The sequence below is a fragment of the Sneathiella sp. genome (assembly GCF_002694385.1).
GTDB lineage: Bacteria > Pseudomonadota > Alphaproteobacteria > Sneathiellales > Sneathiellaceae > Sneathiella.
Map to the genome: position 1 here is coordinate 43,417 of NZ_NZMB01000009.1, position 26,995 is coordinate 70,411.

Genomic DNA, 26,995 nt, shown 5'->3' on the forward strand with positions numbered 1-26,995 from the left:
GCAATATTGCCCCTTCCGTGCCATGTTTCGGCCCGATTCAGTCGCCACCTTAATGGTGCCGGTCACAAGCACCAGACCGGTGCCCTGACGCCAGAGACAGGGCCGTCGTTCCGCCGGACCTCCCCCCGGTTGAACGCAAGTCGCTTGGCGAAGCCGTATCTTCGCAAGTATATAAAAGTCGGCAGGATTGATTCCTGCCGACTTTTTCTTTTTCTGGGCTTATAAAATGTCAGGCGGCGGCAATCGGCGCTTTCTCAAGCAACATGCGAATGGCGGCAACCGCCTCCGCTCCCTTGCTGCCATCCGGACCGCCGGCCTGCGCCATATCAGGGCGCCCGCCACCGCCCTTACCGCCAAGCGCCTCTGATCCGGCCCGCACCAGATCAACGGCGCTGATGGAAGCGGTCAGGTCATTCGTTACACTCACAACGATAGAGGCCTTGCCTTCATTATTGGCGATCAGAACAATCACCCCGCTTTTGAGGTTCTTTTTCAACTCATCCGCCATCGGTTTCAGATCCTTCGGCGGCACGTCATTCAGAAGCCGTGAGATGAAGGAGATATCCCCGATTTTTTCCGGCGCTTCCGTTGCGCCGCCCGCGCCGCCACTCACCAGTTTCTTGCGGGTATCAGCCAATTCGCGTTCCAGCCGCTTACGTTCCTCCAGCAGCCCGGCAATACGGCTGCCGAGGTCCTGCGGCGCGGATTTGAGGGTTGCCGCCGCGTCCGCAAGCAGTTTCTCGCGGACATTGACATAGTCAAGGGCGGCTTCCCCTGCCACAGCCTCAATCCGGCGCACTCCGGCGGCAAGACCGGTTTCCCCGATGATCTTGAGGAAGCCGATATCGCCCGTGCGGCTGACATGGGTGCCGCCACAAAGCTCCGTTGAGAAGCTACGATTTGCCCCCTTATTCACATCCGCGCCGCCCATGGAAACAACACGCACCTCATCGCCGTATTTTTCACCAAAGAGGGCCATGGCCCCGGCTTTGATCGCCTCCTCCGGCGTGGTCAGGTGCACGGCCACATCGGCATTGAGGCGAATGCGGTCATTGACCAATTTTTCGACCGTCGCGATTTCCGTCTCTGTCATCGGTTTCTGATGCGAAAAGTCAAACCGCAGGCGATCTTCCGCCACCAGCGAGCCTTTCTGCGTCACATGATCACCGAGGGTCTGACGCAGCGCCTCATGCAGGAGATGCGTCGCTGAGTGATGGGCACGCAAGCGGGACCGACGGCGGTTTTCCACGTGCGTTTCCACCACATCCCCCGTTTTCAACTCGCCCGCGTCGATCCGGCCGATATGGATGAACAGATCCTGTTTCTTCTGGGTATCCGTCACTGTCATCCGGAATCCCCCAACCGTACTGAGCGTCCCGTGATCGCCTTCCTGGCCGCCACTTTCGCCATAGAATGAGGTCTGGTTCAAGATCACCATGACATCCTCGCCGGAGTTGGCACTCGCCACCTCTTCGCCGCTTCGGATAATGGCCTGCACCTTGCCTTCGGCCGCTTCGGTCTGATAGCCCAGAAACTCCGTCGCTCCCAGCTTTTCACGCAGGTCAAACCACAGCGTGTCGGTTGCGGCTTCGCCCGAGCCAGACCAGGCGGCGCGCGCGGCCTCCTTCTGTTTCTGCATGGCAGCGTCAAAGCCCGCCTCGTCCAGATCACGGCTCTGGCCGCGCAGGATATCCTTCGTCAGGTCGAGCGGGAACCCATAGGTGTCATAAAGCTTGAAGGCGACTTCGCCCGGCAGCGGCGCACTCTCGCCCAGCTCGGCCGTGGCATCGCCCAGCAGTTTCAACCCGCGATCCAGCGTTTCCTTGAAGCGGGTTTCCTCTAGCTTCAGCGTCTCCGTGATCAGGCTTTCGGCGCGCATCAATTCCGGGAAGGCTTCGCCCATCTCGCGGACCAGTGTCGGCACCAGTTTGTAGACCATCGGCTCCTTGGCGCCCAGAATATGCGCATGGCGCATGGCGCGGCGCATGATCCGGCGCAGCACATAACCCCGCCCCTCGTTGGATGGCAGCACGCCATCGGCAACCAAGAAAGAAGAGGAACGCAAGTGATCCGCAATCACCCGGTGGGAGACCTTGAACTCCCCGTCCGGATCGACGCCGGAGACACGGGCTGAGGCTTCAATGATATGGCGCATCAGGTCGATATCGTAATTGTCATGCTTGCCTTGCAGAACCGCGGTTACCCGCTCCAGCCCCATACCGGTGTCGATGGATGGGCGCGGCAGATTTTCGCGATGGCCGTCTGCAAACTGCTCGAATTGCATGAAGACGAGGTTCCAGATTTCGATAAAACGGTCGCCATCCTCATCGGGGCTGCCGGGCGGTCCGCCAGGAATACCCTCGCCATGATCAAAGAAGATTTCGGAACACGGTCCGCACGGCCCCGTATCGCCCATGGACCAGAAATTGTCAGACGTGGCGATGCGGATGATTTTCTCCTCCGGCAGGCCCGCGATCTTTTTCCACAGGTCGGCCGCCTCGTCATCATCATGATAGACAGTGACCAGCAGCTTTTCCTTCGGCAGGCCGAACTCCTTTGTCAGCAGGCCCCAGGCCAATTCAATCGCCTGATCCTTGAAATAATCGCCAAAGGAAAAATTGCCCAGCATCTCGAAAAAGGTGTGGTGACGCGCCGTATAACCAACATTTTCAAGGTCGTTATGCTTGCCGCCCGCGCGGACGCATTTCTGCGTCGTCACGGCACGGCTGTACGGGCGCTTTTCCTGTCCAGTAAAGACATTTTTGAACTGCACCATACCGGCATTGGTGAACAGCAATGTCGGATCATTACGCGGTACCAGCGGCGAACTTTCCACCTTTTCATGACCATTCTTCGCAAAATAGTCGAGAAAGGCGCTGCGTATTTCTTTCGTCGTATTCATTTCCAGATCCATCCACCTTTGCCGGAATTTGCCGTTCGCATCACACAAATGCCGCTTTGTGTCACTTTGCGGCCAGTATTACCGCGCGGCAGGCCCGCTGTCCAGTTGGTTAGCGCTGGCAAAAGGGCGCTGAGCCTGCTATTGAACAGATAATCTTTCAACAGGAATGAACAACAATAAAAACTGGAATTGTTACGTGACACTTATTGACAAAGACCCTGCCGCCGCTATCGAGGAAATTCGCGCCGGTTTCGAGACGGCTGGCTATATCTGCGACCGTCATATCGCCACTTCGATTTATCTGTCGCAAAAGCTGGACAAGCCGATCCTTGTGGAAGGACCTCCCGGCGTTGGCAAGACGGAACTGGCAAAAGCTTCCTCGGAGATTTTCGCCTCTCCTCTGATCCGTCTGCAATGCTATGAGGGGCTGGATGAATCGAAAGCGCTGTATGAATGGAAATACGGCAAGCAGCTTCTTTATACCCAGATTTTGAAAGAGAAACTCGGCGACCTTCTGGAAGGCGCTGTGGGTCTTGAGGCCTCCATGGACAAGCTGCATGAATTTGGTGACAGCTTCTATTCCGAGAAATTTCTTGAGGCCCGGCCGCTGCTCCAGGCCCTGAAATCAGAAGAAAAAACTGTCCTGTTGATCGACGAAATCGACAAGGCGGACCATGAGTTCGAGGCTTATCTGCTTGAAATTCTGTCCGACTATCAGATTTCAGTGCCGGAAATCGGCACCATCCGGGCGAAGAACAAGCCGCTCGTCTTTCTCACCAGCAACAATTCCCGCGAGATGAGCGACGCACTGAAACGCCGCTGCCTGCATCTTTACATCCCCTTCCCCGACACCGCGCTGGAACGGCGGATCATCCAGAAACGGGTGCCGGAGATCGAGGAGGACTTACGCAACCAGCTTGTCTCCTTCGTACAGCAACTGCGTGCGCAGGATCTCAAAAAGCTCCCTGCCGTCAGCGAAACCATTGATTGGGCGCGCACGCTGCTTCTGCTGCATGCGGAAAAGCTGGATGTTGATCTTGTGCGCAACACGCTCAATATCCTGCTGAAATTCGAGGATGATATCGACAATATGAACAGCGACGTGCCGAAGTTTATCGCTGAGGCGCTGAAAGAAAGAGTCTGATGGACAAGGCGCTTGCCGAATTTGTGGAAATGCTGCGCTATTCCGACGTGCCTGTCACCATCAAGGAAACCGTCGATGCCGCCAATACTGTGCGGCTCATCGGCTATCAGGACCGGGGCCTGCTAAAAATCGCCCTGTCGCAGGTGATGGCAAAAACCATTGAGGAGCATGAGGCCTTCGATCGCTGCTTCGATGAGTTTTTCAGCTATCGCATCAACCCCGATTTCGCCCCCGAAGAGGAAATTGCCGATCCGGAAGAAGATGGCAATGGAGAAGAAAACGGTAACGAAGCGGACGTTCTTGACCGGCTGGATCAAGGCTCCGGCGGCATAAATCCAACCTCCGGCGGCGGTCAGGGCGGCGGCGGGCTCTCGGGCTCACCCAGCGGTAGCGGCTCCGGATCGCCGCTTGTCGATCTGCTGGAACGCAACGACCGGACGGAAATCACCATGACCATGCAGTCGGCGGCCGGGGCAGTCGAGCTTCAGAACATTGTCCTGATGACGCAGCGCGGCCTTTATTCCCGCCGCATTATGGAACAAATGGGCCTCAATGAGGCCAATAAGGAGCTGTTCCGCCGCGAACGCGAGGGCGATGAGACGGGAGCCCGGCGGCTGTCCGGCCGGCTCGATATCCTGTTCGAGGCTGTCCGCGATCTGGTGGATCGCCAGCTTGCCTTCACGGCCACGGGAAAATCAAAACAGTTTCGGCAGGATATCCTGAAAAATGTCCGCCTCTCCAATGTGGAACAGAGGGATTTCAAGCATATGCGCGAGCTGGTCCGGCGCATGGCGAAACGGCTGACCGATCTCAATTCCCGCGTCCGCAAAGTAAAGAACCGCGGACATCTCGATATCCGCAAAACCATGCGGCGCAATGTCGCCTATGACGGGGTAATGTTCGAAACCCACTGGAAACAGAAACAGAAAGACCGGCCGAAGGTCATGGCCGTCTGTGACGTGTCCGGTTCGGTTGCGCAGGTCGCACGTTTCCTGCTGCTGTTCCTTTACAGCCTCAATGAAGTGCTGCCGAAGGTGCGCTCCTTTGCTTTCTCCGGCACGCTCGGGGAAGTCACCGACAATTTTAACAAGATGAGCCCGGAAGACGCCATTCCGCTCGCCATCGAGAAATTCGGCGGCCGCTCCACCGACTATGGCCGCGCAATGGAGGATTTCAAGGAGCTCTGCCTTGACGAGATTGACAACCGGACGACGGTCATCTTTCTCGGCGATGGGCGTTCCAACGGGGCGGACCCGCGTATCGACATCCTGAAAGAGGTGAAGCAGCGCGCAAAAAGAGTGATCTGGCTGAACCCGGAGCGTAAATCCGCCTGGGGCTCGGGCGATTCGGAAATGCTGCGGATCGCCCCTTACTGCACGACGGCAGAAACCTGCAACACCCTTGGCAAGCTGGAGCTGATCATCCGTGATCTGCTGAAAAGCTCGTGAGTTTCCTCGGCGATATCTCCCTGCCCCTGCTGCTCGGCCTGATCGCCGCCATGGGAGTGACGGGCGTGATCGCCGGTGTCCTTGCGGGATTGCTCGGCGTTGGCGGCGGCATCGTCATCGTTCCAGTTCTCTATAACCTGCTACCCTTCCTCGGCGTATCAGACGAGGTGCGCATCCATGTGGCGGTTGGCACTTCGCTAGCAACGATTATTCCAACCTCCATTTCCTCGGCCCGCTCCCATTACAAAAAAGGCGTCGTGGACATGGCCCTGCTTAAAAGCTGGGGGCCGATTATTTTTATCGGCGTCATCATCGGCACCGCTCTCGCCGGGGTGGCGAGCGGCAACACCCTGACGTTGGTCTTTGCAATCTGCGCCCTGCTGGTGGCGGCGAATATGGCGTTCCGACCGGAAAATGCGCATATCGCCGACCGTCTGCCGGGAACGCCGTGGAAGCATCTGATCGGGCTGTTTATCGGCAGCTTTTCCGCCATGATGGGGATTGGCGGCGGCACCTTCAGCGTGCCGATCCTGACCTTGTTCAGTTATCCCATCCGCAAAGCCGTCGGAACCGCAGCCGCCATCGGGCTGATCATCGCGGTGCCTGGCACCATCGGTTTTCTGCTGTCGGGGTTGAACGCGGATAACCTGCCGCCCGGCAACCTCGGCTATGTCAATATCCTCGGTTTTCTGGTGATCTTTCCACTTGCTGCCCTCTGCGCGCCGCTTGGGGCAAAAATCGCCCATCAGATCAATGCGAACATGCTGAAGAAGGCCTTTGCCTTTTTCCTGTTTCTGACATCGCTCAGAATGTTCTACAGCCTCTATGGATGACGTGCAAAGCGAGAGAAATCATCTTTCCTTCGCCCTGCGGGATCTGGAATGGGTGATCTTCTCTCCTTCCCTGCTCTCAACCGGTCCTGAGCCCGATCTTGCCGCCATGCCGGAAACAGCGGCACTGCTTCAGCAATTACGAAAAGATTCCGCCCCCTTGAAAGCATGGCTGGGCGATATGACAAAGCTCAACCTCGGCCGTTATTTCGAGCGGCTTGTGGCGTTCTGGCTGCATCATCTACCACAAGTCAAAATTCTTGCCCTCAATCTCGTGATCCGCAAAGAGAAGCAGACAATTGGCGAAATTGACCTGATCTTTGACGTTGATGGCGCGCTGTACCATTGGGAACTGGCTGTCAAATTCTACCTCAATACCGGCGATGGAACAGCGGAAGCCGCATTTGTCGGACCCGGATTACACGATCGGCTGGACAAAAAACTTCACAGGCTCTTTACCCATCAACTAACCCTGCCCGCGCGAGTAGAGACACAGGCCGCGCTTCCGGCTCACGCTTTAACCGCGATGCGTTCATCTCCCTATCTCAAAGGCCGCCTGTTTCAGCCCGCCGGGAAGACTGTCAAACTACGTCCTGAAACGATCTCACCACAGGCTCCCTATGGCCTGTGGTGCCCTATATCGGAGTTGCGGGAGGGGGCAGAACTGCCCGCCTTCAGCCATTTTCGCCTGCTGGAGAAAAAACGCTGGATCACGCCTGTTTTTTATCCCGATGAAGTGATCAAAGGCGACAGGGCCGCACTGATCCATGAAGTACGCCTTGCGCTGCAAACTTCCCGCATGCCCATGCTGGTGGCGCTGATGCAGGAGAATAATGGTCCGGCCCTACCCGTGACCAAACAACTTTTTGTCACGCCGGATAACTGGCTTTCACGCGCCCGGAAAGCGCACGATGGTCAGAAATTTGGCGAGTGAGAAGAACGCCTCCCGCATCGCGAGATCCGTCTCCGTGCGGAAATAGTGAGCCGCCGCTCCGCCACATTGCTGCAAGGCGCTGGAGCTGGCCGCTGGCGCCAGATAGTCAACAACGTAGATAACCACCCCTTGCTCTCGCAGCCGCGTACATGTCGTGAGAAATCGCGCCTCTTCCACTGCATCCGCGAGATTACTCCCCGCAACAAGTAAAACAGCCTTTGAGACCGCAGCATCGTCATATTCGACCGGATGAGGCGGGCTCACATTCCACGCTTCCCGCCACCCGGGTGACAACGATCGTTCCGCCCAGATCATGGCGCGGCCATGGGTCGCCACTCCATTACCCGAAAGGCCGGACAACGCCGCGACCGTTGCCGCCGGATCGGACAGAGGCAGAATTCGGTCCGCCCGGCAACTTGCCGTAGTGACATTTTCAAAATGCGGCAAGCCGGTTCCCGGATCCGGCGTTGAGGTCAGGGACAGCACCAGCGGGAAAGGCGCAAGGTCCGGTGGTGTATCGTCTTCCCCTGCACTTCCCGCCCGCGGAGATACGCACCAACGGTCTTCCGCCAGATCGCCCTCCCATTCGGTGGTGCCGGGAATCTGCGGTGGAATATTGATCGGCCAGACGCCCTCCATCACCCAGTCATCATGCGGCGCGATATTAACGAATTCATTGCCGACAGGAACAACGGCAAATCGCGCCCCATCGCCAGACGAATATGCTGTTCCGAATGCGTTCACGAAATCGGCCGCCGCCAGCGCCACTTCTTGCAGTCGCCCGTCGGCGGCGAACGCCTCTGACGCCTCGATCACCAGGGCAAGCTCCATCTCGGGCTGTTCAGCGCGCGCCGTGACCATGGAGCTGACCGTTACGTCATCGAAAAATTGCAAAGCCCGGAGGAGCGTTGTCGGCACAAGCGTCTCTCCTGTCACGGTGATTTCCGCCCCCGTTTCATTTGGCAATAAGCCGAGAGAAATGGCAGGTGGTGCATCAGTCGCATAGCTAAAAAAGGCGGCGCCGTCAAAATTCGCCGCCGCGATATCACGGGCCAGCGTCAAAAGCTCTTCCTCCTCCAGGAAAGGGAGGTTTTGCGCCGCCGCCACCGCCGCCATTTCCACGGCGAAAGAAAGACGGGCTTTAGCAGAAAAAAAACGTGTCAGGTCAAAGGCGAGCGCCATACCACCAAGGGTTAAAAAAAGACCGAACGCGAAAACAAGAAAAGCCGCCCCCCGTTCATCGCCAGACAAGTGGCGCAACAGTTTAGCAATGTCCCTTAGCCACGTCATTCGGGGCTCAGGACGGATGGACGGCGGGCAATGCTGAGCATTTGCGTGTCCGTCCGATAACCGGAGGCGGCGAGAAAGCCTGACAGATAAAATTCCGAGCCGGGCTGCACACAGAGGTCAAGCTGCAACAGATGGAGAATCCCCCCGCCTGCCATCACAGATGAGACACTGCCGCCTGAGAGAGGCGGCAAAAGGCAGGCAATCTCCCCGCTTCCCCGGCTTCGCTCCCATAACAGCGTCGTGCCGCCCTCTCCCTGTCGCCAGGCGCGAATATGAAAGGCAACGTCGGCCGCACCACCCGGTGCATCAATGAGATCCTCCATCACATTAAGCGCTATATCAAAATCCGCCTCTCTCAGGCGATCGCGCTGCGCCAGATCATCGCCGATGAATGCCGCCGTCCGTTCCGTCATCCTGTTAAGCTGCGCCATCTGGATCAGCGTTACCCCGCCCAGTAACAGGAAAAGAATAGCCGGGACACACAGAGCCATTTCCACCGCCAGGCTGCCGCGTTGATTTGAGAAAACGGAAAGCCTGCAATATTCCAACATATTAAGCGCCATTTTTAACAACAAGATAGACTGTTTCCCGCGCCGCGCCTGACGGGTAAAGATAGTCGGCAAAAGGGGTTAGAAGGGGCATATCATAGTCGAGCCGATAGCCAACCAACATTCCCGGCGCTCCCACCCCGACGGGCGGGATGGCGGAGTTGGCTGTCATCAGGGCCGCAATATCCTCATATGCCGCCAACGTCAGGGTGAGACCTTCCGCGCGGATCATCTCGCCGCCAAACAGAGGCACTATTGCGGCAAGCCGCGCCTCCACATCGGCAGGCGTCAGAGTGGTGCGAAGCCCGCGTGGCACGTCCCGCCGCCAATCATCGGCAAGGCTTTGCGCAAGTTGGTCGAGCAGGCTCCGCGTCAGCAGCAACCGGCTCACATCAATCACCGCAAAGATGAGCGCAAATATTAGCGGCAACAGGATCGCCATTTCCACCGCAAGAGACGCTCTTTCTTCCCGCTTCAAACGCGCAAGCAACGGCGGAAACATATCGCGGTGATTACTGCTGTACTCCTTCATGTTCCTTCCGGTCCCTGCTGTAGCGGATTCAGCAGATAACGGCGGAGACGGGACGGCTCCGCCAGACGCCGAAGCGCGGCATAAACACGCAGGTTATCGGCAACCGCTGCCGCATCAAGGTCCATCCGCGCAATTCGGGCTGCCGCCGCCTCATCCCCCATGAGGCCATAGGCGAGCGCAAGATTCTGCCGGATTTGCGGCGTCGCCCCCTCCATAAAGGCAATTTTCCGCAAAACCTCCGTCGCGCCGTCGTAATCACCGGCGAGCAAGCGAGAAAGTGCGAGATTATTCTGTAATGCTGTATCGCTCGGCCTCAACTCCAAAGCCTTGAGATAATACGCCTCCGCCGCCGGATAATCACCGGACATATCCTCGGCAAGGGCAAGCAGACCGAATATCTCCGCATCCTCCGGCGTAAGTGCAAGAGCATCCGTAAAATACTGCCCCGCCGCCTCTGGCCGGAAAAGCCGCAAATGCGCCCGGCCAAGGCCAACAAAGGCCACTGGATTGTCGGGATCAATCTCTAACAACCGTTCATAAACGGCAATCGCCTCCTCGCCATGGTTGGCGGCGAGATAGGCAGCGCCAAGGCGCGTCAGAACCTCCTCATCGGTTCCTTTTTTTGCCAGCAATGTCTGATAAATATCTATCGCCGCAGGGTAATTGCCGGTCCGGACGGCAATATCCGCAATTCTGAGCGCATGCTCGCGCTCCTTTGCGGCACCCGTAAAATCGGCCATGCCGCTTTCCTGTCCGGCGGCGCAGCCTGAAAGGAGCAGCGTCAATAAACACAGAAGATATAGCGGGCGTCGCATGGGTCAGCCTCCTATGGCGCGCATCATGAGAACAAAGCCCGGCCCGGCGGAGAGCGCGACCACCGGAGGCAGGATCAGAAGAATGAGCGGAACACTGAGCAGCGCAGGCATTCGCGCCGCCGCATTTTCGAGCTCCAGCAATGTCGTCTTGCGCATTTCCGCGGCGACTGCCTTCAATGCGCCCGCGATGGACGTGCCATAGCGTTCCGACTGGCGAAGACTGAGCACCAGGTATTTGAGGCTACGTGAAGCCGTCCGTTTTTCCAGATTATCAAGCGCCATGGATTTATCCGGCAGGATGCGCAGTTCATTAAGCGTGAGACGCATTTCCTCCGCGACTTCCGGAGCGAAGGGTTTAAGCCCGTCAATGGCGCGCGCAATCGCCACTTCAAGGGTCAGCCCGGCTTCGATACAGAGGATCATCAGATCAATCATGTCAGGCACTGCCTGCTCAATTCGCTGTTGCCGCTGGCGAATGCGCGCCTTCAGCAATAGATGCGGGATAAACGCCGCCCCGGCCCCGGCGATAATGATCAGCAACGCCGCGACGGGATAAGCACCCCTGTCCGGCATCTGCTGTTCCAGCAGAGATGCGGCCACAAGCGCCCCAAAGGCAAAGCAGGCAATTCGCAGGATTTTATAGGGTCGCTCCAGCCGTTTTGGGTTAAGCCCGGCGCGAATAAACCGCCGATACAGTCGCTGCTGTCGCGCTGTGCTCTCAAAATATGTACGCAACCTTTGCTGGCCTTCCGGATCTGGTGCCGCCTTTTCCAGCTTTTCAAAATCAAGGCGAATAGCAGGCGGATCTTTTTCAGCCGTACGATCCGCCCCAGCGGAAGCAAACAGCAAAAGCCGACGATCCAGCCGTTCCTGCCGCCGGGCAAATACGGCTTTCATGAAAAAGACGGTCGAGACAAGCAGCGAGACGACTATGCCCGCGAGAACAGCCACTTGATGATAGTCCACCCCATCGCCCATACCCTCCGGGAATATCATTTCAGCCTCCCCAGCAAACGCGACATCGAGAAAAAGCCGGCAAACAGGCTGACAGCGGAATAGAGCAACAACCGGTTCCCGAGCGGATCATCGAGCAGGAAATCGAACTGCGCCCTGTTGGTCAGCGCAAGAATAAACAGAATTACGGCTGTCACGCCTGCGACAATGCGCGCCGAGGTGCGGGCCTCTGCCGTCAGGGCCCGCGCCTTCAATTGGCGGGAACGGCGGTCACGAAGCACCGATGCAAGATTTTCCAGAACCTCCGCATACTGTCCGCCGGTCCGCCGTTGCAAAACCAGCGTCGTCGCCATAAACTGCATCTCCCGCGCGCCGGTATTATCAACTGCGGCCGATAACGCCCTTTCCAGATCAATACCAATGGCCAGTTTTTCCGCGAGAATACGGAACTCCCGCCCGACCGGATCAGGCATTTCGCTGGCAATCACGCGGAAATTTTCCTGAAGCGACATACCAACCCGCGCCCCCCGGATAATAATGTCAATGACCTCGGGTAGCTGGTCGATGAACTGGCGTTGCCGCCAACGGCGTCGGTAATGAAGGATCAACGCCACGCCGCCGCCCAACCCGGCAGCCCCTGCACTCACCAGAAGAACGATCACCGGCACATCCAAAACGACAAAACCGAACCCGACTGCCGCCGTGATAGCGCCAAGAAGGGGAAGAAGATATCTGTCCCGGCCTTTTTCACGCCAGCTTCCCTTGCTTTTTTCATGCCGGTAGAGATCAGGCAGCGCCGTTGGCATTTCGGCAATCGCAACCGCCTTCTCCTGCCCGGTATGATGGAGGGATTTCAGGCGTAATTTAAGCCGTCTTTCCCGCTCGCCCATCCTCTGCTGCAACAGGTAAAGCAGCGTCAGGCCACTCAACACAAAGAGGAGGAAAATCATCATCAACGGGAGGTCATTCTCCGGCAGTCGCATGAAATCAACAGTCATGGATGCAGCACCTCCTGCAAGTCTCCCGTCAATCCTGCGCGGCGGATCTTTTCCTCAAAATGCGGACGCGCGCCACTATGACGAAAGAGCGGATCATTCTGCTCCCGTCCCTCGTCATCTCCCCTGTAGTCAAACAGTATCTGGCTGCCGATCACGCCTGCCTCAACCGCAACAATCTCATTGATACTGCGGATGAAGCGGCGGCCATTGGCGCCCCGCTCCACATGAATGACGAGATCAAGGGCGCTGGCAATCTGTTGCCGTGCGCCGCTGCTCTGATAATTGGCGAGAGTGGAAAGCATCAGATTTTCAAGCCGGAGGAGCGCGTCTCGGGCGCTGTTGGCATGAATAGTGGACATGGAGCCGTCATGCCCGGTATTCATCGCCTGCAGCATGTCATGCACTTCAGCGCCCCGCACCTCGCCGATAATGATACGGTCGGGCCGCATGCGTAAAGAGTTACGCAGGAGATCGCGTTGCGTCACTTCGCCCGCGCCTTCGCTGTTGCGCTGACGGGTTTCCAGGCTGACGACATGGGGCCGTTGCAGGGAGATTTCCGCTGCATCCTCGATGGTGACAATGCGTTCCTCCTCATGGATAAGGCCGGAAAGCGCATTGAGAAGCGTCGTCTTGCCCGATCCCGTTCCCCCGGAAATCAGGATATTGAGACGGCTTTGCGCCGCGATTTGAAGAAAGCGGCACATCTGTAGCGATAACGAACCGCCCACCGCAAGATCTTCGAGGCTAAGCGGGCTTTTTGCGAATTTTCGGATGGAAATGACCGTCCCATAAACCGACAGCGGCGGCGCAATGACATTGACGCGGCTGCCATCCTTGAGGCGGGCATCCACCATCGGATTGGCCTCGTCAACCCGCCGCCCGACGGACGCAGCAATGCGCCGCGCCACCTCCAATACATGCTCCTCGCTGCGAAAGCGATATCCGGTCAACTCGAGCCGTCCGGCCCGCTCCACATAAACCGTGTCGGGGCCATTGACCAGGATGTCGCTTACCGTCGGATCGGCGAGCAAGGCCTCGATGGGACCGATGCCAACGATATCGTCAAATAGCTCCTGCGAAATAGCCGCCTGTTCAGAGCCATTGACCTGCAACTTCTCCTCATCAACGATTTTCGCGACAGCCTCGGTAATGCGCAGGATAAGCTGGTCCGGGGGCAGGGCGGACGCGGCGGATGGATCAATGCGATTGAAAAATTGCCCCCTCACCTGCTCAATGAGCTCCGGCGGAATCAAAAGTTCCTTGCGCCCCGCTCCTGGTGCTGTCAGAAACCCGCTCTCTTCCTCGCCGAGGAAGCCAAAACCCTGGGTATCTGATCGTCTCCCGAACATCAGCGCGCCTTCCGGTTGGGGAACCATCGAGGACGGTGCCACTGCTTTCCATTCTGCCCGATAAGAGTAGCCGCAAGCCGCAGATAAGCTCCCTGCACTGCCGTCTTTTTCTGCATCGCGGCCTCTCCGTTCAGGCTGGCCAGGGCAAGGTGGCGGCGGTCGAAGGGGATAATAGTATCAACGCTGTGGCCGATGACCTCCTCTATCCTGTCTACCGGCACTTCTCCGGCGCTCACCCCCCGGCTGCGGCTCAATACGATCCGTATTTCCTTTGCCGCCTCTTCCCCTCCCAGCTCTTTTACGAGCCGCGCCGCGTCCCGCACCGCCGCCAGCGTCGCATCCATGACCAGCAGACGCACATCCGCCTTTTCCAGCAGGGCACGGGAAATGGCAGGCCTGGAACGGTCAAGATCCTGCAATATGAAATGATATCGGTGACGCAGATGTCCCATTAGGGCCGTAACTGCCGCCGCATCATAGCTGTTCGCCTCCGGCGCCCGCGCCTGTCCCGCAAGTAGTCGTAATTTTTCCCCGAGCGCAAGGGTAGCCCGGTCAACGACAACCGCATCCATGCGTTCGGGGCTGGCCAGCAGGTCGGCAAGACCCGCGCTCGCCTCCTGCCCGAGATCGAGGGCAAGCGATCCATACGCCAGATTGAGATCCGCCATGATTACATGACGATTGAAATGATTTGCCAGCAGCCAGCCCAGGCTTCCCACCGTGGTGGTCGCGCCAACCCCGCCCCGCACGCCGTAAACCGCAATGGTTTTCCCGGTCCGCTGGACCATATGTCGCGCCTCCGTCTGCCCGCTGGCCCGTCGGATGGCGCGGTACAGAAGATCGCCCGGCACGGGCTTCACCAGGTAATCGGTGACGCCGATTTCCATCAGATCCCGGTACAGCCCGACATTATCACGCGCGCCGATCGCGACCACATTCACCTGCGGCGGGCAGATATCGGCCAGCGTCTGTAAATCTGAGAGTGGCAGCGCGGTCGCAGATATATCAACAATGAGAACCGGCGGCATATCCGCGTTTGCATAATCCCGGATCGCCTCCGCTATGCCGCCTCTTGAAAGATGATCGGTCGCATAGCCCCATTTACCGAACAGATCGCGCAAATGCCGCTCCGTCTCCGCTTCCGCAAGATAGGCGGCAATACGCAACGCCTCCCTATCGGCTTTCGGAAAAGTGACAATCTCCGGTGTCGCTTTTTTCTGCACGATTATTCCCCTCTCTATCTGCCAATAACCGGCATGGAGCGCGGCTCCGCAGCGAAATAACGGCTGGCGGCCGCCGCATCGCGCGCCGCCAGCGGCGGGGCCAGACGGCGGCCCTGATACCATTCCCCTGGATAAGCGAGGTTGAGCATACGGTTCTGCTCCACCGCGCAGCCAAATCCTGGAGAGCTGCGGGCCACATAATCAAGTTTGCGATAGGCGAGATCAGCTCCGCAGTCGGCAAGGCGATAACGGTAATAGGTGATTTCCAACTCGAGTCTGCTCCTCCCCGCTGCGATTGCCGGCCGCACTTCCACAAGAGCAATATTGGCAAGGGATGTGCTCTTTATCACTGGCATGAATTGGGCCGTCGGCATGTCTGCACCATAGGCTTGCAGCGTAACAAGGGTCGGCGGATCCTGCCGGAGCCGCAATAGCGCCGTTTCCAGGGAAAGCCCCGTAGATGTTTGCAGACGTCCCTCCGCGCCAGTACGGGTAAAGGAAAGAAGCGTGCTCATAGCCGTAACGCCATTCGTGGCGGCAACGGGCGGAAGCACGCCCGGCAGCGGCTTTTCCGCACAGGCGCCGAGCAGGACAGTGATGAGCGTAATTGCTAGTATTCCTGATCCACGCATCTTCCCCTCCCTAATAGATAAAGCCCGCAGGACCCTTCAGCTTCAAATCTGAAGCGTCTTTCTCTTCGGGTATTTCGGCGTTATGAACGGGACGGGCCAAACGTCCTGTTGTCATTTTCTCAAACGTATCCGTCGGCTGATAGCGATCGACGGCAGTCCGGTAATCATCCCTATTGCGCGGAGTGACGATATTGGCCGTCGCAATGATCACCAGTTCCGTTTCCATATTGCGATAACGGCTGGACCGAAACAGCGGACCCAGAATGGCAAGATCGGCTAGCCAGGGCACTTCGCTTACCACGTTACGGGTCTGGTTCTGGAGCAGCCCGGCAACGGCAAAGCTCTGTCCACTCGCCAATTCTATCGTCGCTTCGGTGCGGCGTACGGCAATACCGGGAATGCGGAAATTATTGATAACCACGGCGCCAAGGTCGGAAATCTCGCTCACTTCGGGCCGGATATGGATGCTGATGCGGTCATTGGAGAGTACCGTCGGCGTGATGTCCAGTATCACGCCGAATTTCTTGAATTCGATGGTAATCTGCTCATCGGTGGCGGAAACGGGAATGGGAAATTCACCCCCTGCAAAAAAGCTCGCCGTCTCACCGGAACGGGAGGTGAGGTTCGGTTCCGCCAGTACGGTCAGCAGATTCTCTTCGGCAAGCGCATCAATGATGAGGGACGCAGAACCGTTACTGCCTTGATAGCCAAACAACGCACTGCCGCCAAGGCCCGTGGAGGCGGAAGACGGCAGCAATCCCCCACCGCCCAGGACAGACGGCCAGCGATTGGTGATCAGCCCGATGGCCAGCGAACCGGGGTTGAGCAGCATGTCCCAGTTGATGCCGAGATTTTTTGATGCCTCCCGGTTCATCTCGACAATGCGGACGCGTATATTGACCTGTGAGGGAGCCGTCAGTTCCATCCGGTTGACGATTTCCTCCCCTTCTCCCAGAAACCCACGGGTAACGGCGATAATCTGCTCCGCCTGTAAAGGAGAGTGCGCCTGCCCGGATAGGATAATTCGCCCCGGTGTCGCACTTACGCCAAGACGGCTTTCGGGAAATTGCCGGTTCAGCATCTCCTCGATCAGGGCGACATCGCGCAGGACGGTGACGACTCGTTCGAATAACCGCTCCCCCCGTGGCCCCAAGGCCATCACATGCGTGCGTCCCGGCTGTTTACCGTAAATGAACAGGCCATTTGTTGCCGTCAGCCGGATATCCGCAATGGCCGGATCGGTCAGCAATATTTCAGAAGCCGCCGCGCCAAGAGGGAACAATTGTCCTTCATTTATGGCAAGAGAAAGGGGTGTTTCCGGTTCCGCCGCCCTGGCATCGGGACAGGCAGACGGGGACATCAGCAGCAGTGTCAGAAGCAGACAAAACGCCCCGGCCTGATTTCCAAATCGTTTCATGATCCCCCCTTGCCGAGTGTGGTGGTATCCGGTGCGGTAAAGCGACTACGCAATTGCTGGACGGATGTCTCTCCGCCCCGCATGATAATCACTTGATGCGCAGGCGACGGACGCGGCGCAGCCTGCTTACGCACCAGATCGGGGAACAGATCGGTGACGGAATGGGAGGAATCCATCCTCCCCATTTCTGGTGAAGACGTTGTCCCCTGGTCACTGCGGGGGGCGATGCGCAGGCTGCCAAGGTTGGCGGCCAAAGTCGCACGCGTCACCATCTCCGCCGACAGGGCGAGCGTCACCCGCCCCTCCCGCCCCCGATCGCGGGCTATATCGGAAAGCGCCGTGATGCGGATATTTTCCGCAACCCGCCTGACCAGCACCTCCCCCGCCCGTGTGGTATCGGTCGGCGCGGTAAACGTGAGGATCAAATCTACATGGTCGCCGGGGCGCAGCGCGTCGAAATCACCACGATTGAGAATTGTAAAGGCTTGTGCCTGTTCACCGGCGCGGAGCAACGCCTTGTCATAACCGACCGCTCCCGGACGGATCAGGTCTGCCTGTTCCAGAAATGCGCCCTTTTCGCGGGGCCGCAGCAGCACGGCGCGGTCAAGCTCTTGCAGTGTGACGCTTTCCTTGCGAAAAAGGGGCAATTCTCGCATTTCTTCTGGCGGCACACGCCATTCCAGCAGATGCGGCGCTAATATATCTCCAGCCGATAACGGTTCTGTTATGCGCAAGGCAAGCCTGGGAGGAAGTGTCTCATCTTTGACAGGAACAAGGGTTTTCGTAACGGCGCGCGGAAACAGAAACATGTTTCCGAGATAGGCGGCCGAGCCCAGAAACAGCGCGGCAATCAGAATAAAAATGAAACTGCGCATGTCTCCCCCTAATTTCCAGACACATATCGGCCATACAGGGCAACGCATCCCCCCGCCGCAATGGCTATGCCGTAGGGCACCGTATGAGTAGGGAATGGCTCCGCCCGGTCAATCAGCCGCAAGACCGGCGCCAACATCCATTGTTGCATCAAACGCGCCTGCGGTATGATCACAATCAGCGCAAGCAGCCCTCCGACAAGCGCCGTCACCATCAGAAAATCCCCGGCCGCCGCCGGTCCCGCCCACAGCATTGTCACCGTAGCCAGCTTGACATCGCCGCCGCCCACCTTGTTAAACGCAAAACCTGCGAACAACAGCAGGAACAGCCCGCCCGCCAGCAGGATGTGCGCTATCACATCGAGGTTTATGCCCGGACTTACGGCGTAGAGGACAAACAGCAGCAGGATTGCGAGAGATATCCAGTTGCGGATGATCCGTGTCGTACAATCACTGACAGCAGCAAAACCAAGTAATAACAAGGTCAGCATGGGGTATAGCTGGCTCATAAATCTGGCTCACGGATTAAGTATTGAACGCGGTCTCCCGGCAGGATTAATCCCACCGGGAGTGTTAGGAAGTGATCAGTTGCTGCTGCCACCACCCGATCCGGTCAGATCTATGGCATTAAAGGCGGTTTCCAGCTTGGTGTAAAAGGCCGCCCCTGCGACACCGACAACAGCCGCCGCCGCCGCTGCCATCAGGGCATATTCCACGGCGGTCACACCGCTTTCATCATTGATCAATTTGCTAAGGAGTATTTTCATCATTCACCTCTCTGTGTGTATGGACGCAGAAGTTCGTTTTCGAACATTATCGAACCACTACTTTAAAGTGTTAGTTATAGCATTCGGCTGATGACTCGCATTTTTTGAGCCTTGAACTGCCTCGCATATGCGATTCTTCAACAGGTTTTTCAGCTTGTAATCATTGACTTTTGATACTAAAGATACAGAACTGTATGTATGTTATTTATGGTTTTCTAATCCCATATTTTTATTCAAATTTTCCGCCTTCATAACTATTTTTTTATATAAGATAATTTAATTATTAGTCATCTAAAATTTTATAGATAAATAGTTAATTCAGCAATTAACTATAATTTTTTGCTAATATTACTAATTTAAAGTTGCTACATTATATTTATATTCATCTTATGGTAATTGCATGAAAAGCGAATCGCCCTCGTATTAATAGATTTCGATTCTTTTTATCGGTATCTTTCCCCTGCCCCCTCTCTTATGAAGAGCCAACCCATAAGGCGATATAGATTTGCAACAGTTTTCCCGGAAAAATGACATACCCTTCCCATTAAAAAGTTGAAACAAGGCTCCTATAACCGTATATCCGGGGAAACCGGTGGGGGCCGAAACCATGAGCGAAAGTGAAAGCGCAAGGCGCATCCTGATTTATAGTCACGACTCATTTGGTCTCGGTCATCTGAGGCGCTGCATGGTTATGGCCAATTCACTGGTCGAACAGAACAGCAATCTTTCTGTCCTAATTTTGTCCGGTTCCCCAATTATCGGGAGCTTCGATTTTAAGTCCCGTGTGGATTTCGTTCGTATTCCCGGCATTATCAAGCTGCGCAATGGCGAATACACCTCGCTCAGCCTGCATATCAATACGGAGCAGACGCTGGCCATGCGCGCTTCGATTATCCAGCATACGGCGGAAACCTTCGATCCGGATATTTTTATCGTCGACAAAGAGCCTTATGGCCTCAAGGGCGAAGTCACAGAAACGCTCGCCATGCTGAAGGCTCGCGGAACGCATCTTGTTCTTGGCCTGCGCGATGTTCTCGACGATCCGTCGCTTCTGGCTCCCGAGTGGCGGCGCAAGAATGTCCTGCCGGCCCTTGAAACCCTGTATGACGATATCTGGGTGTTCGGGGTCAAGCAAATATATAATCCGCTGGCCGGCCTGGATATCCCCGCAAATGTGAAACGCAAGATCACCTATACGGGCTATCTGCCCCGTTCCGCCCCGTCCGTCACTGATCCGGCAATCCTCGGAGAAATGAAGGATCCATATGTTCTGGTCACTGTTGGCGGCGGCGGCGACGGCGATGTGCTGACGGACTGGGTCCTGCGCGCCTATGAAGGCAACCGGCAGCCGCCGCTCAATGCCCTGTTCGTTCTTGGCCCCTTCATGCCGCCGGAAACCCGCGCCAGCTTTCGTGAACGCATCCAGAAGCTGCGCCGCGTCCGCGCTGTTACCTTCGACAGCCATATGGAAAGCCTGATGCAGGAGGCCTCCGCCGTTGTCGCCATGGGCGGGTACAACACTTTCTGCGAGGTGCTATCCATGAACAAGCGGGCGCTGATCATTCCACGTACCGTGCCGCGGCTGGAACAATATATCCGCGCCTCCCGCGCTGCGGAAGCCGGGCTGATCGGCGTTCTTGTCGATGACGGGGTACGCGACAGTAACACCATGCTGACCGCATTGCGCCATCTGTCACAGCAGAAAAAACCATCGGAAGTGGTCATCCCCGGCCTTCTCGACGGACTTGTAAACCTTAACCGCCTCGTCCGGCTACGGTTTCGCGTCGTTGATAAACGCCGCGCGGAGCAAGATACCGGAGAAGCCTTCGTTTCAGACTGATCTGCCATGCCTCACGCGAGCAATCTACTTCTCTCGCCCGGAATAGAATACGCCCTCAAAGACTGAAATGGCGCATATATCCCGCAATCCGCATATGCGATCATCATGCAATGGACGACGTGACCGGGATTAAAAATTGCGGCGTATATCTTGCCCGCAGATTTTTCTCCGCTAGCTGAAAAGAATAACGCATCATCTGGGGGTATCATATGCGCCTATTCCATTCACTTATTTCCGGCGGCCTCTGCCTTAGCTTTGCGATGCCCGCGGCCGCCGAAGGCCTTGCGCTTGCGCGCTGTGGATCAGAAATCGGACAAATTCTTTCCTCGCTTGAAATTCCCGAAGCCCGTATCCGGGATATCAACGTCCTGAATATCTACGGAGCAAGCGGCAACGGCGGACGTATTGATCATGTGGAAGGATGGGTCTCATTCAACGACTGCCGTGGCAACCTGGTTATCTCCGTGACGACGGCCTGCTATCTCAAAGACATATATACCACCTATGAATGTCGTGTGCCCGGCATCAAATCCTATTGATTTATATCTCTTGTAGGGGTGAGCTGCGAATTTCATCAGGTTCCATGACGAAGGCTGGCAATGTGGTGTCCGGTCTGTATACTCGCGAACGAAGAACAACAATAATATCCAGAATAAGGACTTGCCATGCTGAAAAGCGCCACCATAAAAGACCGTTATGAGGCGGTTGCTATTCTTTACCACGCCTATTTCACAGGTGTTCTGCTAACCCTTGCAAGCCGTAAGGATCGTTTTGCCGCGGGCGATTTTACGTTCAATATCTTCCGCCGCCAGCATCACGACAAGTTCCTGTCCAGCTTTGAAAAGCTCGGACTGGACGGCCTGCCCGATGCGGTGGCTTGCGCGCAATATCACTATCTGTCCAATGGCGTGGGCGGTGTTTCTGTCGAGTATATGTATGAAAGCGATACGAAAGCCTGGGTACATTTCTGTCATCCCCGCTGGATCTACGACGGCGCGGCCATCTGCGGGATCCCGCTTGAAGTCAATCACGGCTATCTGAAAGGCTGGTATGCCCATAATGGCGTGAGCCTGAAAAATCCGCGGCTTGGGTTTGTCTGCACCTCGCAGGATATGGACGGGCAATATGGCATGGCCGGGGATTTCAAGGAATTCGATCATGATCTCGCACCGGAGGAACGCCTGCAGTTCGCACCCGGCGAAATGGCTCCGCCGTTTGATCCCGCCGCGGCGCCGAAACTGGATACTTCCGACTGGCCGGAGGAACGGCTGCAAAAAGCCAACCGAAACTATTCAATGGAGTACGCAAAAAACGCTCTGATCGAGCTTGCCATGCTCTACGGCCCGATGGACGCCAATGTCTATGGCGGTATCACCGCGCAGCTCATCGGCAAGCAATTTTACCGCAAGACCGCAGACCTCATCGGCATAGCCGGAGACAGCGCGGAAGATTTCGGGCGCTACCTTGTCGGTATGGCGGAGGGGCATGATGATGAAGCGGAAATGACAACGGACGGTGAAGCGGTCATCGTCCGCCAGAAAGGCTGGCGCTTCATGCGCGGCGCCGATGCCCAACCAACATCTGTTTTTGATAGCTGGAACCAACTCTGGGAGGGCGCGCTTGCCGTGCATAACCGCTCTCTGGTTCTGGAAGTCCTGAAACGACAGGATTATGGCGATGATTGCTTCGAGTGGCGCATCAGAAAACGTCGCTAACTGCCTTTAACAATTTTTATTATCAAAATAAAGGCGGCCTCACCGCCGCCCTTATTTTGCGCCGCCTATCGCCCGTAGAGTGTGGCAAGCCCTTTCCGCGTGGCCGGGCAGATGCCCCGCTCCGTAATCAGCGCCGTAACCAGGCGCGCGGGCGTCACATCAAACGCCGGGTTGGCCGCATTGCTGAAGTCAGGAAGAATGCGTACATCCTTCATCTCCCCCGCCCCGGTCCGGCCCGTTATATATTCCACTTCCCGCCCGTCCCTGTTCTCGATCGGGATATGGCGCAGCCCATCCTCAATCTCCCAGTCGATGGTCGGTCCGGGGAGTGCTACATAGAAGGGCACGTTATTATCCTGCGCCGCGAGCGCTTTGAGATAAGTGCCGATCTTGTTGCAAACATCGCCCGTCGCCGTCGTCCGGTCGGTGCCGGTAATGCAGAGATCAACCAGCCCCTGCTGCATCAGATGCCCGCCCGCATTATCCACAACAAGGGTATGCGGCACGCCATGCTTGCCAAGCTCCCAGCAGGTCAGATGCGCCCCCTGATTGCGCGGCCGGGTTTCATCGACCCAGACATGCACCGGAATACCCGCATCATGCGCCTTGTAGATAGGCGAGAGCGCCGTTCCCCAATCCACGGTCGCCAGCCAGCCCGCGTTGCAATGGGTCAGGACATTGAGTTTGCCCTGCTCTCCCTTCGCTTTCCAGATGCGACGGAAGACCTCCAGCCCGTGATCGCCGATGGCGCTGTTGATCGCGACGTCCTCATCGCAGATTTGCGCCGCCTTCTCATAGGCCGCAGATACACGCTCGCCCTCCGGCAGCGGCAGGAGCAACTCCTGCATCGCGCGGATGGCCCATCGAAGGTTGACCGCCGTCGGTCGCGTCGCAATCAATGTCTCGCACATTTTCCGCAGGGCGCTGTCGCTGGCGTCCGTCCTGAGGCCGAGACAGACGCCATAGGCCGCCGTCGCCCCGATCAGCGGCGCGCCGCGCACCAGCATCGCTTTAATCGCATGGGCCGCTTCCTCCACGGTCGTCAGCTTATTAATGGCAAATGCATGTGGAAGGCGCGTCTGATCAATGATATTGACCGACCAGCCATCGGGATCAAGTGCGATGCTGCGATACGCGATGCCGTCTACTTTCACCTCATCCTCCCGGTCTGCGACCTGCGATATCGTGTGACTATTTTGGAAAACCCTTGCCTCTCTCCTTCTAAATGGGCAGAGTTGGGGGAGCAAGAAAAACCGGAAAATGAGGACACTATGGAAGTCAAAGCCGCCGTCGCCCACAAGGCAGGAGCCCCTCTCACCATCGAAAGGGTTACGCTGGAGGGTCCGCGCGAGGGCGAGGTTCTTGTGGAAATCAAGGCCAGCGGCCTCTGCCATACGGATGCCTTCACCCTCTCCGGGGAGGATCCGGAGGGGATTTTCCCGGCAATTCTCGGTCATGAGGGCGCAGGGATAGTCGTCGATGTGGGACCGGGTGTCACCTCCCTCAAGAAGGGCGATCATGTCATCCCGCTTTACACCCCGGAATGCCGCCAGTGCGACTATTGCACGAGCGGCAAGACCAACCTCTGTCAGGCCATCCGCGTAACGCAGGGCCAGGGGCTGATGCCGGACGGATCCAGCCGCTTCAAGATCAATGGTGAGAAAGTCTTTCATTACATGGGCTGCTCGACCTTCTCGAACTATACAGTCGTGCCGGAGATCGCGCTTGCCAAAATCCGGGAGGACGCGCCGTTCGACAAGGTTTGCTATATCGGCTGCGGCGTGACCACCGGCATTGGCGCGGTTATCAACACGGCGAAGGTAAAACCCGGCGACAATGTCGTCGTCTTCGGCCTTGGCGGCATCGGCCTCAACGTCATTCAGGGCGCAAAGATTGCGGGCGCAGACATGATCGTCGGGGTCGACCTCAATCCGGCGCGAAAGGCCCTCGGCGAAAAATTCGGCATGACCCATTTCGTCAATCCGAAGGAAGTTGAGGGCGATATCGTTCCCTATCTCGTCGATCTTACTAAGGGCGGTGCAGATTATTCGTTTGAGTGCATCGGCAATGTGAATGTGATGCGTCAGGCCCTCGAATGCTGCCACAAGGGCTGGGGTGAAAGCATTATCATCGGTGTTGCGGGCGCGGGTCAGGAAATCTCCACCCGGCCGTTCCAGCTGGTCACGGGACGCGTCTGGAAAGGCACGGCCTTCGGCGGCGCGAAAGGCCGCACGGATGTGCCGAAAATCGTCGACTGGTATATGGACGGCAAGATCAATATCGACGACCTGATCACCCATGTCATGCCGATCGAGAAAATTAACGACGGCTTCGACCTGATGCATGAGGGCAAATCCATCCGCAGCGTCGTCACATTCTGAGCGAGATTATGGACATTATTTCTGAACAGGCCTGCTTCGGCGGGACGCAGGGCTTCTATAAGCATAGTTCCAGCGAGACCGGATCGGTGATGCGGTTTGCGGTCTACCAACCCCCGCAGGCAAAAGCGGGCAAGGTGCCCGTACTCTACTATCTTGCGGGCCTTACCTGCACCGAGGAGACAGCGACGATCAAGGCGGGCGCGCAGAAATACGCAGCGGAGCATGGGCTCATGTTGGTCATGCCGGACACCAGCCCGCGCGATGTCGGCCTGCCCGGAGAGGAAGAGGACTGGGATTTCGGCACCGGCGCCGGGTTTTACCTCGACGCGGTTAAGGAGCCCTGGGCCGGAGCCTACCGGATGTACAGCTATGTGACCGATGAGTTGCGCCTGCTGATCGACGGAGAATTCAATGTCGATGTCCACCGGGTCGGCATTTTCGGCCATTCCATGGGCGGCCACGGGGCGCTGACCATTGCTCTTAAAAACCCGGAGATCTACAAATCTGTTTCCGCCTTTGCGCCGATTTCCTCCCCCATGCAGTGCCCTTGGGGGGAGAAGGCGTTTCTGGGGTATCTCGGGACCGACAAAGCAAGCTGGACGGAGTATGACGCGACGGAGCTTGTCAGGCATGGCAAACGCACGTCCCATATCCTGATTGATCAGGGCCGCGCGGACCAGTTCCTGAGCGAACAGCTAAAACCGGAAATATTCGAAGCGATCTGCAAGGAAGAAGGACAGCCCCTCACCCTCCGGATGCAGGACGGATACGATCACAGCTATTATTTCATCCAGACCTTCATGGAAGACCATATCCGCCACCATGCCGCCATCTTGGCAGAAGGCTAAACGGCGGTGGCCAGGTGCTTGCAGACCTCGGCATTGAAAATGCCCGGCTTGTCAACGGCGAGTTGATGGGCCGCATTATCGACAACCACCAGCCGTGATCCCTCAATCTGCCGGTGGATCAGTTCCGAGGAGGAAACCGGCGTCCCCATATCCTCCCGCCCGACGATGACGAGCGTCGGTACCTTAATCGCGGGAATGCGGTCTTTCAAATCAATCCCCGCAATGGCGTGGCAGCAACCGACATATCCCTCGACGGAGGTCTCCAGGATCATTTTGCGGATGCGGGCCTCTATTTCCGGTCGGTCCTTGAGGGAGCCTTCAACAAACCAGCGGCTCATGCTAGCGTCCACCGTTGCGGCCAGCCCTTCTTCGGCGGCGAGACGGATGCGTTCCGGCCAGAGAGCAGCAGCCCCATCCGGAAGGGCGCACATAGAACTGGAAATGACAAGGCTTTTCACCCTGTCAGGATAGCGAAGCGCAAATTCCTGCGCTATCATACCGCCGATAGATAACCCAACGATATGACTCTCTGTAATTCCATAATGCTCCTGTATGGCGGTCATATCAGCAGCCAACAAGGCAAAATCATAGGGCCCCGGCGTGGCCGCGCTTTTACCATGGCCGCGCAGGGAATAACGCAAGACGCGATACTCCTTCTTGAGGTCTTCCGCCAGTTCGTCCCAGGCACCAAGATCGCAACAGAGCGAATGGCTCATTATTACGACAGGCGCACCTTCCGGCCCTTCCAGGCGTGTATCGAACTGATTTCCGTTAGCGGTGATGATCATCTCCCTCTCCCTTTTTTCGTCGGGTTATGAGGGCATTATGACGGAAGGATCACCTTGTTGACAAGTTGCGCCCCGCGGCTCGCCATGAAATAGAGGCCCATATAGTGCGTTGGCTCCTGCGGATGGGCCGCCGCCGCGCCGAAACCGCTTTCCTCCGCCACATTGCGCGGCAGGTCGTAGGTGGAGCATCCCTTGTCATAGACATAAATATCTTTCAGACCCGGCAGCATGTCGTGATTGCGGGCGCTGAGCGTCGTTAGAACAAAATCCATGACGCAGATATCGGTGCAGATGCCGACCACAAGAAAATCGGTAATGCCGTTCGCCTTCACCCAGTCAACAACAGCATTGCTGCCATCGGGACGCATGGCGCCGACAAAGCCGTTAATACAGTCTTTCCTGACAAGGGTTGTCTGCTTGTCTGTTTCCAGCCATTTAAGCTCCGGTACCAGCTCCTCTTCGCCCGTGCCCGCCTCGCAATGCGGCGGATAGGGTGGCTCAGGCTTGCCGGGAGTATGAGTATCGAGAAAAGCGAGGATCGGCCAGCCTTGCGCGGAAAAATGCCGGGCGAGATGCACCGTTTCCTCAACCATGACGGAAACCTGCTCGTTCGGGGCAGGTGGCGCCAGCGCCCCTGCCCCGACGGTTGCAAACCCATTGACCTCATCGACGATCACAAGGCCGGTCTTCCGCCCTGCCGCGGCCGGGTTATACTCGGCGAAGGCGAGCGGCATGGCCGCGCTGATCTTTTCGGTGAGGTCACTCATT

General features: G+C 57.1%; 26 protein-coding genes. 9 read left to right on the top strand and 17 right to left on the bottom strand.

What is annotated here, in order from left to right:
• Positions 1–229 precede the first annotated feature (229 nt).
• Positions 230–2,902 carry an alanine--tRNA ligase gene (gene alaS, locus CMN55_RS04000; protein WP_293948246.1) on the bottom strand — a complete coding sequence of 891 codons (2,673 nt, stop codon included), beginning with the start codon at positions 2,900–2,902 and terminating at the stop codon, positions 230–232.
• Between the two features lie 196 nt (positions 2,903–3,098).
• On the opposite strand from alaS, the gene CMN55_RS04005 reads away from it, so the two are divergent.
• Genes CMN55_RS04005 through CMN55_RS04020 form a run of 4 tightly spaced genes read left to right on the top strand, consistent with a single transcriptional unit; the run spans position 3,099 to position 7,258 of the window.
• Entirely contained in the window at positions 3,099–4,046 is a 948-nt protein-coding gene (locus CMN55_RS04005; RefSeq protein WP_293948247.1) for an AAA family ATPase, read from the top strand.
• The gene (locus tag CMN55_RS04010; RefSeq protein WP_293948248.1) at positions 4,046–5,494 is read left to right on the top strand and encodes a VWA domain-containing protein; all 1,449 of its coding nucleotides are present in this window, start codon (positions 4,046–4,048) and stop codon (positions 5,492–5,494) included. The genes CMN55_RS04005 and CMN55_RS04010 overlap by 1 nt, the downstream gene beginning before the upstream one ends.
• Positions 5,491–6,327 carry a sulfite exporter TauE/SafE family protein gene (locus CMN55_RS04015; RefSeq protein ID WP_293948249.1) on the top strand — a complete coding sequence of 279 codons (837 nt, stop codon included), beginning with the start codon at positions 5,491–5,493 and terminating at the stop codon, positions 6,325–6,327. The genes CMN55_RS04010 and CMN55_RS04015 overlap by 4 nt, the downstream gene beginning before the upstream one ends.
• On the top strand, positions 6,320–7,258 hold the full coding sequence (locus CMN55_RS04020) for a DUF1853 family protein (RefSeq protein ID WP_293948250.1): 939 nt from the start codon (positions 6,320–6,322) through the stop codon (positions 7,256–7,258). The genes CMN55_RS04015 and CMN55_RS04020 overlap by 8 nt, the downstream gene beginning before the upstream one ends.
• Here the strand turns inward: CMN55_RS04020 and CMN55_RS04025 are convergent.
• The 13 genes from CMN55_RS04025 to CMN55_RS04085 form a co-directional block, all read right to left on the bottom strand.
• Complete coding sequence (locus CMN55_RS04025) at positions 7,214–8,548, bottom strand: pilus assembly protein TadG-related protein (RefSeq protein ID WP_293948251.1); 1,335 nt, start codon at positions 8,546–8,548, stop codon at positions 7,214–7,216. The two genes, CMN55_RS04020 and CMN55_RS04025, sit on opposite strands and share 45 nt — an antisense overlap.
• Positions 8,545–9,039, bottom strand: a complete 495-nt coding sequence (locus CMN55_RS04030) for a hypothetical protein (protein WP_366931966.1) — start codon at positions 9,037–9,039, stop codon at positions 8,545–8,547. The genes CMN55_RS04025 and CMN55_RS04030 overlap by 4 nt, the downstream gene beginning before the upstream one ends.
• A 61-nt stretch (positions 9,040–9,100) precedes the next feature.
• Positions 9,101–9,628, bottom strand: coding sequence for a TadE/TadG family type IV pilus assembly protein (locus CMN55_RS04035; RefSeq protein WP_293948252.1), 528 nt, complete (start codon positions 9,626–9,628; stop codon positions 9,101–9,103).
• Positions 9,625–10,368 (bottom strand): tetratricopeptide repeat protein, encoded by a 744-nt coding sequence (locus tag CMN55_RS04040; RefSeq protein ID WP_293948253.1) that lies wholly within the window; start codon positions 10,366–10,368, stop codon positions 9,625–9,627. Before CMN55_RS04040 ends, CMN55_RS04035 begins: the two co-directional genes overlap by 4 nt.
• Positions 10,369–10,446: 78 nt before the next feature.
• The gene (locus CMN55_RS04045) at positions 10,447–11,439 is read right to left on the bottom strand and encodes a type II secretion system F family protein (protein WP_293948254.1); all 993 of its coding nucleotides are present in this window, start codon (positions 11,437–11,439) and stop codon (positions 10,447–10,449) included.
• On the bottom strand, positions 11,436–12,395 hold the full coding sequence (locus CMN55_RS04050) for a type II secretion system F family protein (protein WP_293948255.1): 960 nt from the start codon (positions 12,393–12,395) through the stop codon (positions 11,436–11,438). Before CMN55_RS04050 ends, CMN55_RS04045 begins: the two co-directional genes overlap by 4 nt.
• Entirely contained in the window at positions 12,392–13,744 is a 1,353-nt protein-coding gene (locus CMN55_RS04055) for a CpaF family protein (RefSeq protein WP_293948256.1), read from the bottom strand. Before CMN55_RS04055 ends, CMN55_RS04050 begins: the two co-directional genes overlap by 4 nt.
• On the bottom strand, positions 13,744–14,967 hold the full coding sequence (locus CMN55_RS04060) for a cellulose synthase operon protein YhjQ/BcsQ (protein WP_293948257.1): 1,224 nt from the start codon (positions 14,965–14,967) through the stop codon (positions 13,744–13,746). Before CMN55_RS04060 ends, CMN55_RS04055 begins: the two co-directional genes overlap by 1 nt.
• A 14-nt stretch (positions 14,968–14,981) precedes the next feature.
• On the bottom strand, positions 14,982–15,599 hold the full coding sequence (locus CMN55_RS04065; RefSeq protein WP_293948258.1) for a hypothetical protein: 618 nt from the start codon (positions 15,597–15,599) through the stop codon (positions 14,982–14,984).
• A gap of 10 nt (positions 15,600–15,609) precedes the next feature.
• Positions 15,610–17,016, bottom strand: coding sequence for a type II and III secretion system protein family protein (locus CMN55_RS04070; protein ID WP_293948259.1), 1,407 nt, complete (start codon positions 17,014–17,016; stop codon positions 15,610–15,612).
• A complete protein-coding gene (gene cpaB, locus CMN55_RS04075; protein WP_293948260.1) occupies positions 17,013–17,891 on the bottom strand; it encodes a Flp pilus assembly protein CpaB in 879 nt (292 codons plus the stop codon). The genes CMN55_RS04070 and cpaB overlap by 4 nt, the downstream gene beginning before the upstream one ends.
• An 8-nt stretch (positions 17,892–17,899) precedes the next feature.
• Entirely contained in the window at positions 17,900–18,397 is a 498-nt protein-coding gene (locus tag CMN55_RS04080) for an A24 family peptidase (protein WP_293948261.1), read from the bottom strand.
• Positions 18,398–18,472: 75 nt separating this feature from the next.
• A complete protein-coding gene (locus tag CMN55_RS04085) occupies positions 18,473–18,658 on the bottom strand; it encodes a Flp family type IVb pilin (RefSeq protein ID WP_293948262.1) in 186 nt (61 codons plus the stop codon).
• Between the two features lie 604 nt (positions 18,659–19,262).
• On the opposite strand from CMN55_RS04085, the gene CMN55_RS04090 reads away from it, so the two are divergent.
• The 3 genes from CMN55_RS04090 (at position 19,263) to CMN55_RS04100 (ending at position 22,210) form a co-directional block, all read left to right on the top strand.
• Entirely contained in the window at positions 19,263–20,495 is a 1,233-nt protein-coding gene (locus tag CMN55_RS04090) for a glycosyltransferase family protein (protein ID WP_293948263.1), read from the top strand.
• 209 nt (positions 20,496–20,704) lie between these two features.
• The gene (locus tag CMN55_RS04095; RefSeq protein ID WP_293948264.1) at positions 20,705–21,034 is read left to right on the top strand and encodes a hypothetical protein; all 330 of its coding nucleotides are present in this window, start codon (positions 20,705–20,707) and stop codon (positions 21,032–21,034) included.
• 126 nt (positions 21,035–21,160) lie between these two features.
• A complete protein-coding gene (locus tag CMN55_RS04100) occupies positions 21,161–22,210 on the top strand; it encodes a hypothetical protein (RefSeq protein WP_293948265.1) in 1,050 nt (349 codons plus the stop codon).
• Positions 22,211–22,275: 65 nt separating this feature from the next.
• On the opposite strand, the gene mtnA is transcribed toward CMN55_RS04100, so the two are convergent.
• On the bottom strand, positions 22,276–23,364 hold the full coding sequence (mtnA, locus tag CMN55_RS04105; RefSeq protein ID WP_293948266.1) for an S-methyl-5-thioribose-1-phosphate isomerase: 1,089 nt from the start codon (positions 23,362–23,364) through the stop codon (positions 22,276–22,278).
• A 117-nt stretch (positions 23,365–23,481) separates the two neighbouring features.
• Here mtnA and CMN55_RS04110 point away from each other — a divergent pair, with 117 nt between their 5' ends.
• A complete protein-coding gene (locus tag CMN55_RS04110; RefSeq protein ID WP_293948267.1) occupies positions 23,482–24,591 on the top strand; it encodes an S-(hydroxymethyl)glutathione dehydrogenase/class III alcohol dehydrogenase in 1,110 nt (369 codons plus the stop codon).
• A gap of 5 nt (positions 24,592–24,596) precedes the next feature.
• Entirely contained in the window at positions 24,597–25,439 is an 843-nt protein-coding gene (gene fghA / locus CMN55_RS04115) for an S-formylglutathione hydrolase (RefSeq protein ID WP_366931969.1), read from the top strand.
• Here the strand turns inward: fghA and CMN55_RS04120 are convergent.
• Both CMN55_RS04120 and CMN55_RS04125 read right to left on the bottom strand, forming a co-directional pair.
• A complete protein-coding gene (locus CMN55_RS04120; protein WP_293948269.1) occupies positions 25,436–26,227 on the bottom strand; it encodes an alpha/beta fold hydrolase in 792 nt (263 codons plus the stop codon). The two genes, fghA and CMN55_RS04120, sit on opposite strands and share 4 nt — an antisense overlap.
• A gap of 35 nt (positions 26,228–26,262) precedes the next feature.
• Positions 26,263–26,994 (bottom strand): isochorismatase family protein, encoded by a 732-nt coding sequence (locus CMN55_RS04125; protein WP_293948270.1) that lies wholly within the window; start codon positions 26,992–26,994, stop codon positions 26,263–26,265.
• Position 26,995 lies beyond the last annotated feature (1 nt).

What these genes read in the sequence shown, in the direction of transcription:
- alaS (WP_293948246.1), bottom strand. Translation starts at nt 2,902, where the DNA reads ATGAATACGACGAAAGAAATACGCAGCGCCTTTCTCGACTATTTTGCG.
- CMN55_RS04010 (WP_293948248.1), top strand. Translation starts at nt 4,046, where the DNA reads ATGGACAAGGCGCTTGCCGAATTTGTGGAAATGCTGCGCTATTCCGAC.
- CMN55_RS04020 (WP_293948250.1), top strand. Translation starts at nt 6,320, where the DNA reads ATGGATGACGTGCAAAGCGAGAGAAATCATCTTTCCTTCGCCCTGCGG.
- CMN55_RS04025 (WP_293948251.1), bottom strand. Translation starts at nt 8,548, where the DNA reads ATGACGTGGCTAAGGGACATTGCTAAACTGTTGCGCCACTTGTCTGGC.
- CMN55_RS04030 (WP_366931966.1), bottom strand. Translation starts at nt 9,039, where the DNA reads ATGGCTCTGTGTGTCCCGGCTATTCTTTTCCTGTTACTGGGCGGGGTA.
- CMN55_RS04035 (WP_293948252.1), bottom strand. Translation starts at nt 9,628, where the DNA reads ATGAAGGAGTACAGCAGTAATCACCGCGATATGTTTCCGCCGTTGCTT.
- CMN55_RS04040 (WP_293948253.1), bottom strand. Translation starts at nt 10,368, where the DNA reads ATGGCCGATTTTACGGGTGCCGCAAAGGAGCGCGAGCATGCGCTCAGA.
- CMN55_RS04045 (WP_293948254.1), bottom strand. Translation starts at nt 11,439, where the DNA reads ATGATATTCCCGGAGGGTATGGGCGATGGGGTGGACTATCATCAAGTG.
- CMN55_RS04050 (WP_293948255.1), bottom strand. Translation starts at nt 12,395, where the DNA reads ATGACTGTTGATTTCATGCGACTGCCGGAGAATGACCTCCCGTTGATG.
- CMN55_RS04055 (WP_293948256.1), bottom strand. Translation starts at nt 13,744, where the DNA reads ATGTTCGGGAGACGATCAGATACCCAGGGTTTTGGCTTCCTCGGCGAG.
- CMN55_RS04065 (WP_293948258.1), bottom strand. Translation starts at nt 15,599, where the DNA reads ATGCGTGGATCAGGAATACTAGCAATTACGCTCATCACTGTCCTGCTC.
- CMN55_RS04070 (WP_293948259.1), bottom strand. Translation starts at nt 17,016, where the DNA reads ATGAAACGATTTGGAAATCAGGCCGGGGCGTTTTGTCTGCTTCTGACA.
- cpaB (WP_293948260.1), bottom strand. Translation starts at nt 17,891, where the DNA reads ATGCGCAGTTTCATTTTTATTCTGATTGCCGCGCTGTTTCTGGGCTCG.
- CMN55_RS04080 (WP_293948261.1), bottom strand. Translation starts at nt 18,397, where the DNA reads ATGAGCCAGCTATACCCCATGCTGACCTTGTTATTACTTGGTTTTGCT.
- CMN55_RS04085 (WP_293948262.1), bottom strand. Translation starts at nt 18,658, where the DNA reads ATGATGAAAATACTCCTTAGCAAATTGATCAATGATGAAAGCGGTGTG.
- CMN55_RS04090 (WP_293948263.1), top strand. Translation starts at nt 19,263, where the DNA reads ATGAGCGAAAGTGAAAGCGCAAGGCGCATCCTGATTTATAGTCACGAC.
- CMN55_RS04095 (WP_293948264.1), top strand. Translation starts at nt 20,705, where the DNA reads ATGCGCCTATTCCATTCACTTATTTCCGGCGGCCTCTGCCTTAGCTTT.
- CMN55_RS04100 (WP_293948265.1), top strand. Translation starts at nt 21,161, where the DNA reads ATGCTGAAAAGCGCCACCATAAAAGACCGTTATGAGGCGGTTGCTATT.
- CMN55_RS04110 (WP_293948267.1), top strand. Translation starts at nt 23,482, where the DNA reads ATGGAAGTCAAAGCCGCCGTCGCCCACAAGGCAGGAGCCCCTCTCACC.
- CMN55_RS04120 (WP_293948269.1), bottom strand. Translation starts at nt 26,227, where the DNA reads ATGATCATCACCGCTAACGGAAATCAGTTCGATACACGCCTGGAAGGG.
- CMN55_RS04125 (WP_293948270.1), bottom strand. Translation starts at nt 26,994, where the DNA reads ATGAGTGACCTCACCGAAAAGATCAGCGCGGCCATGCCGCTCGCCTTC.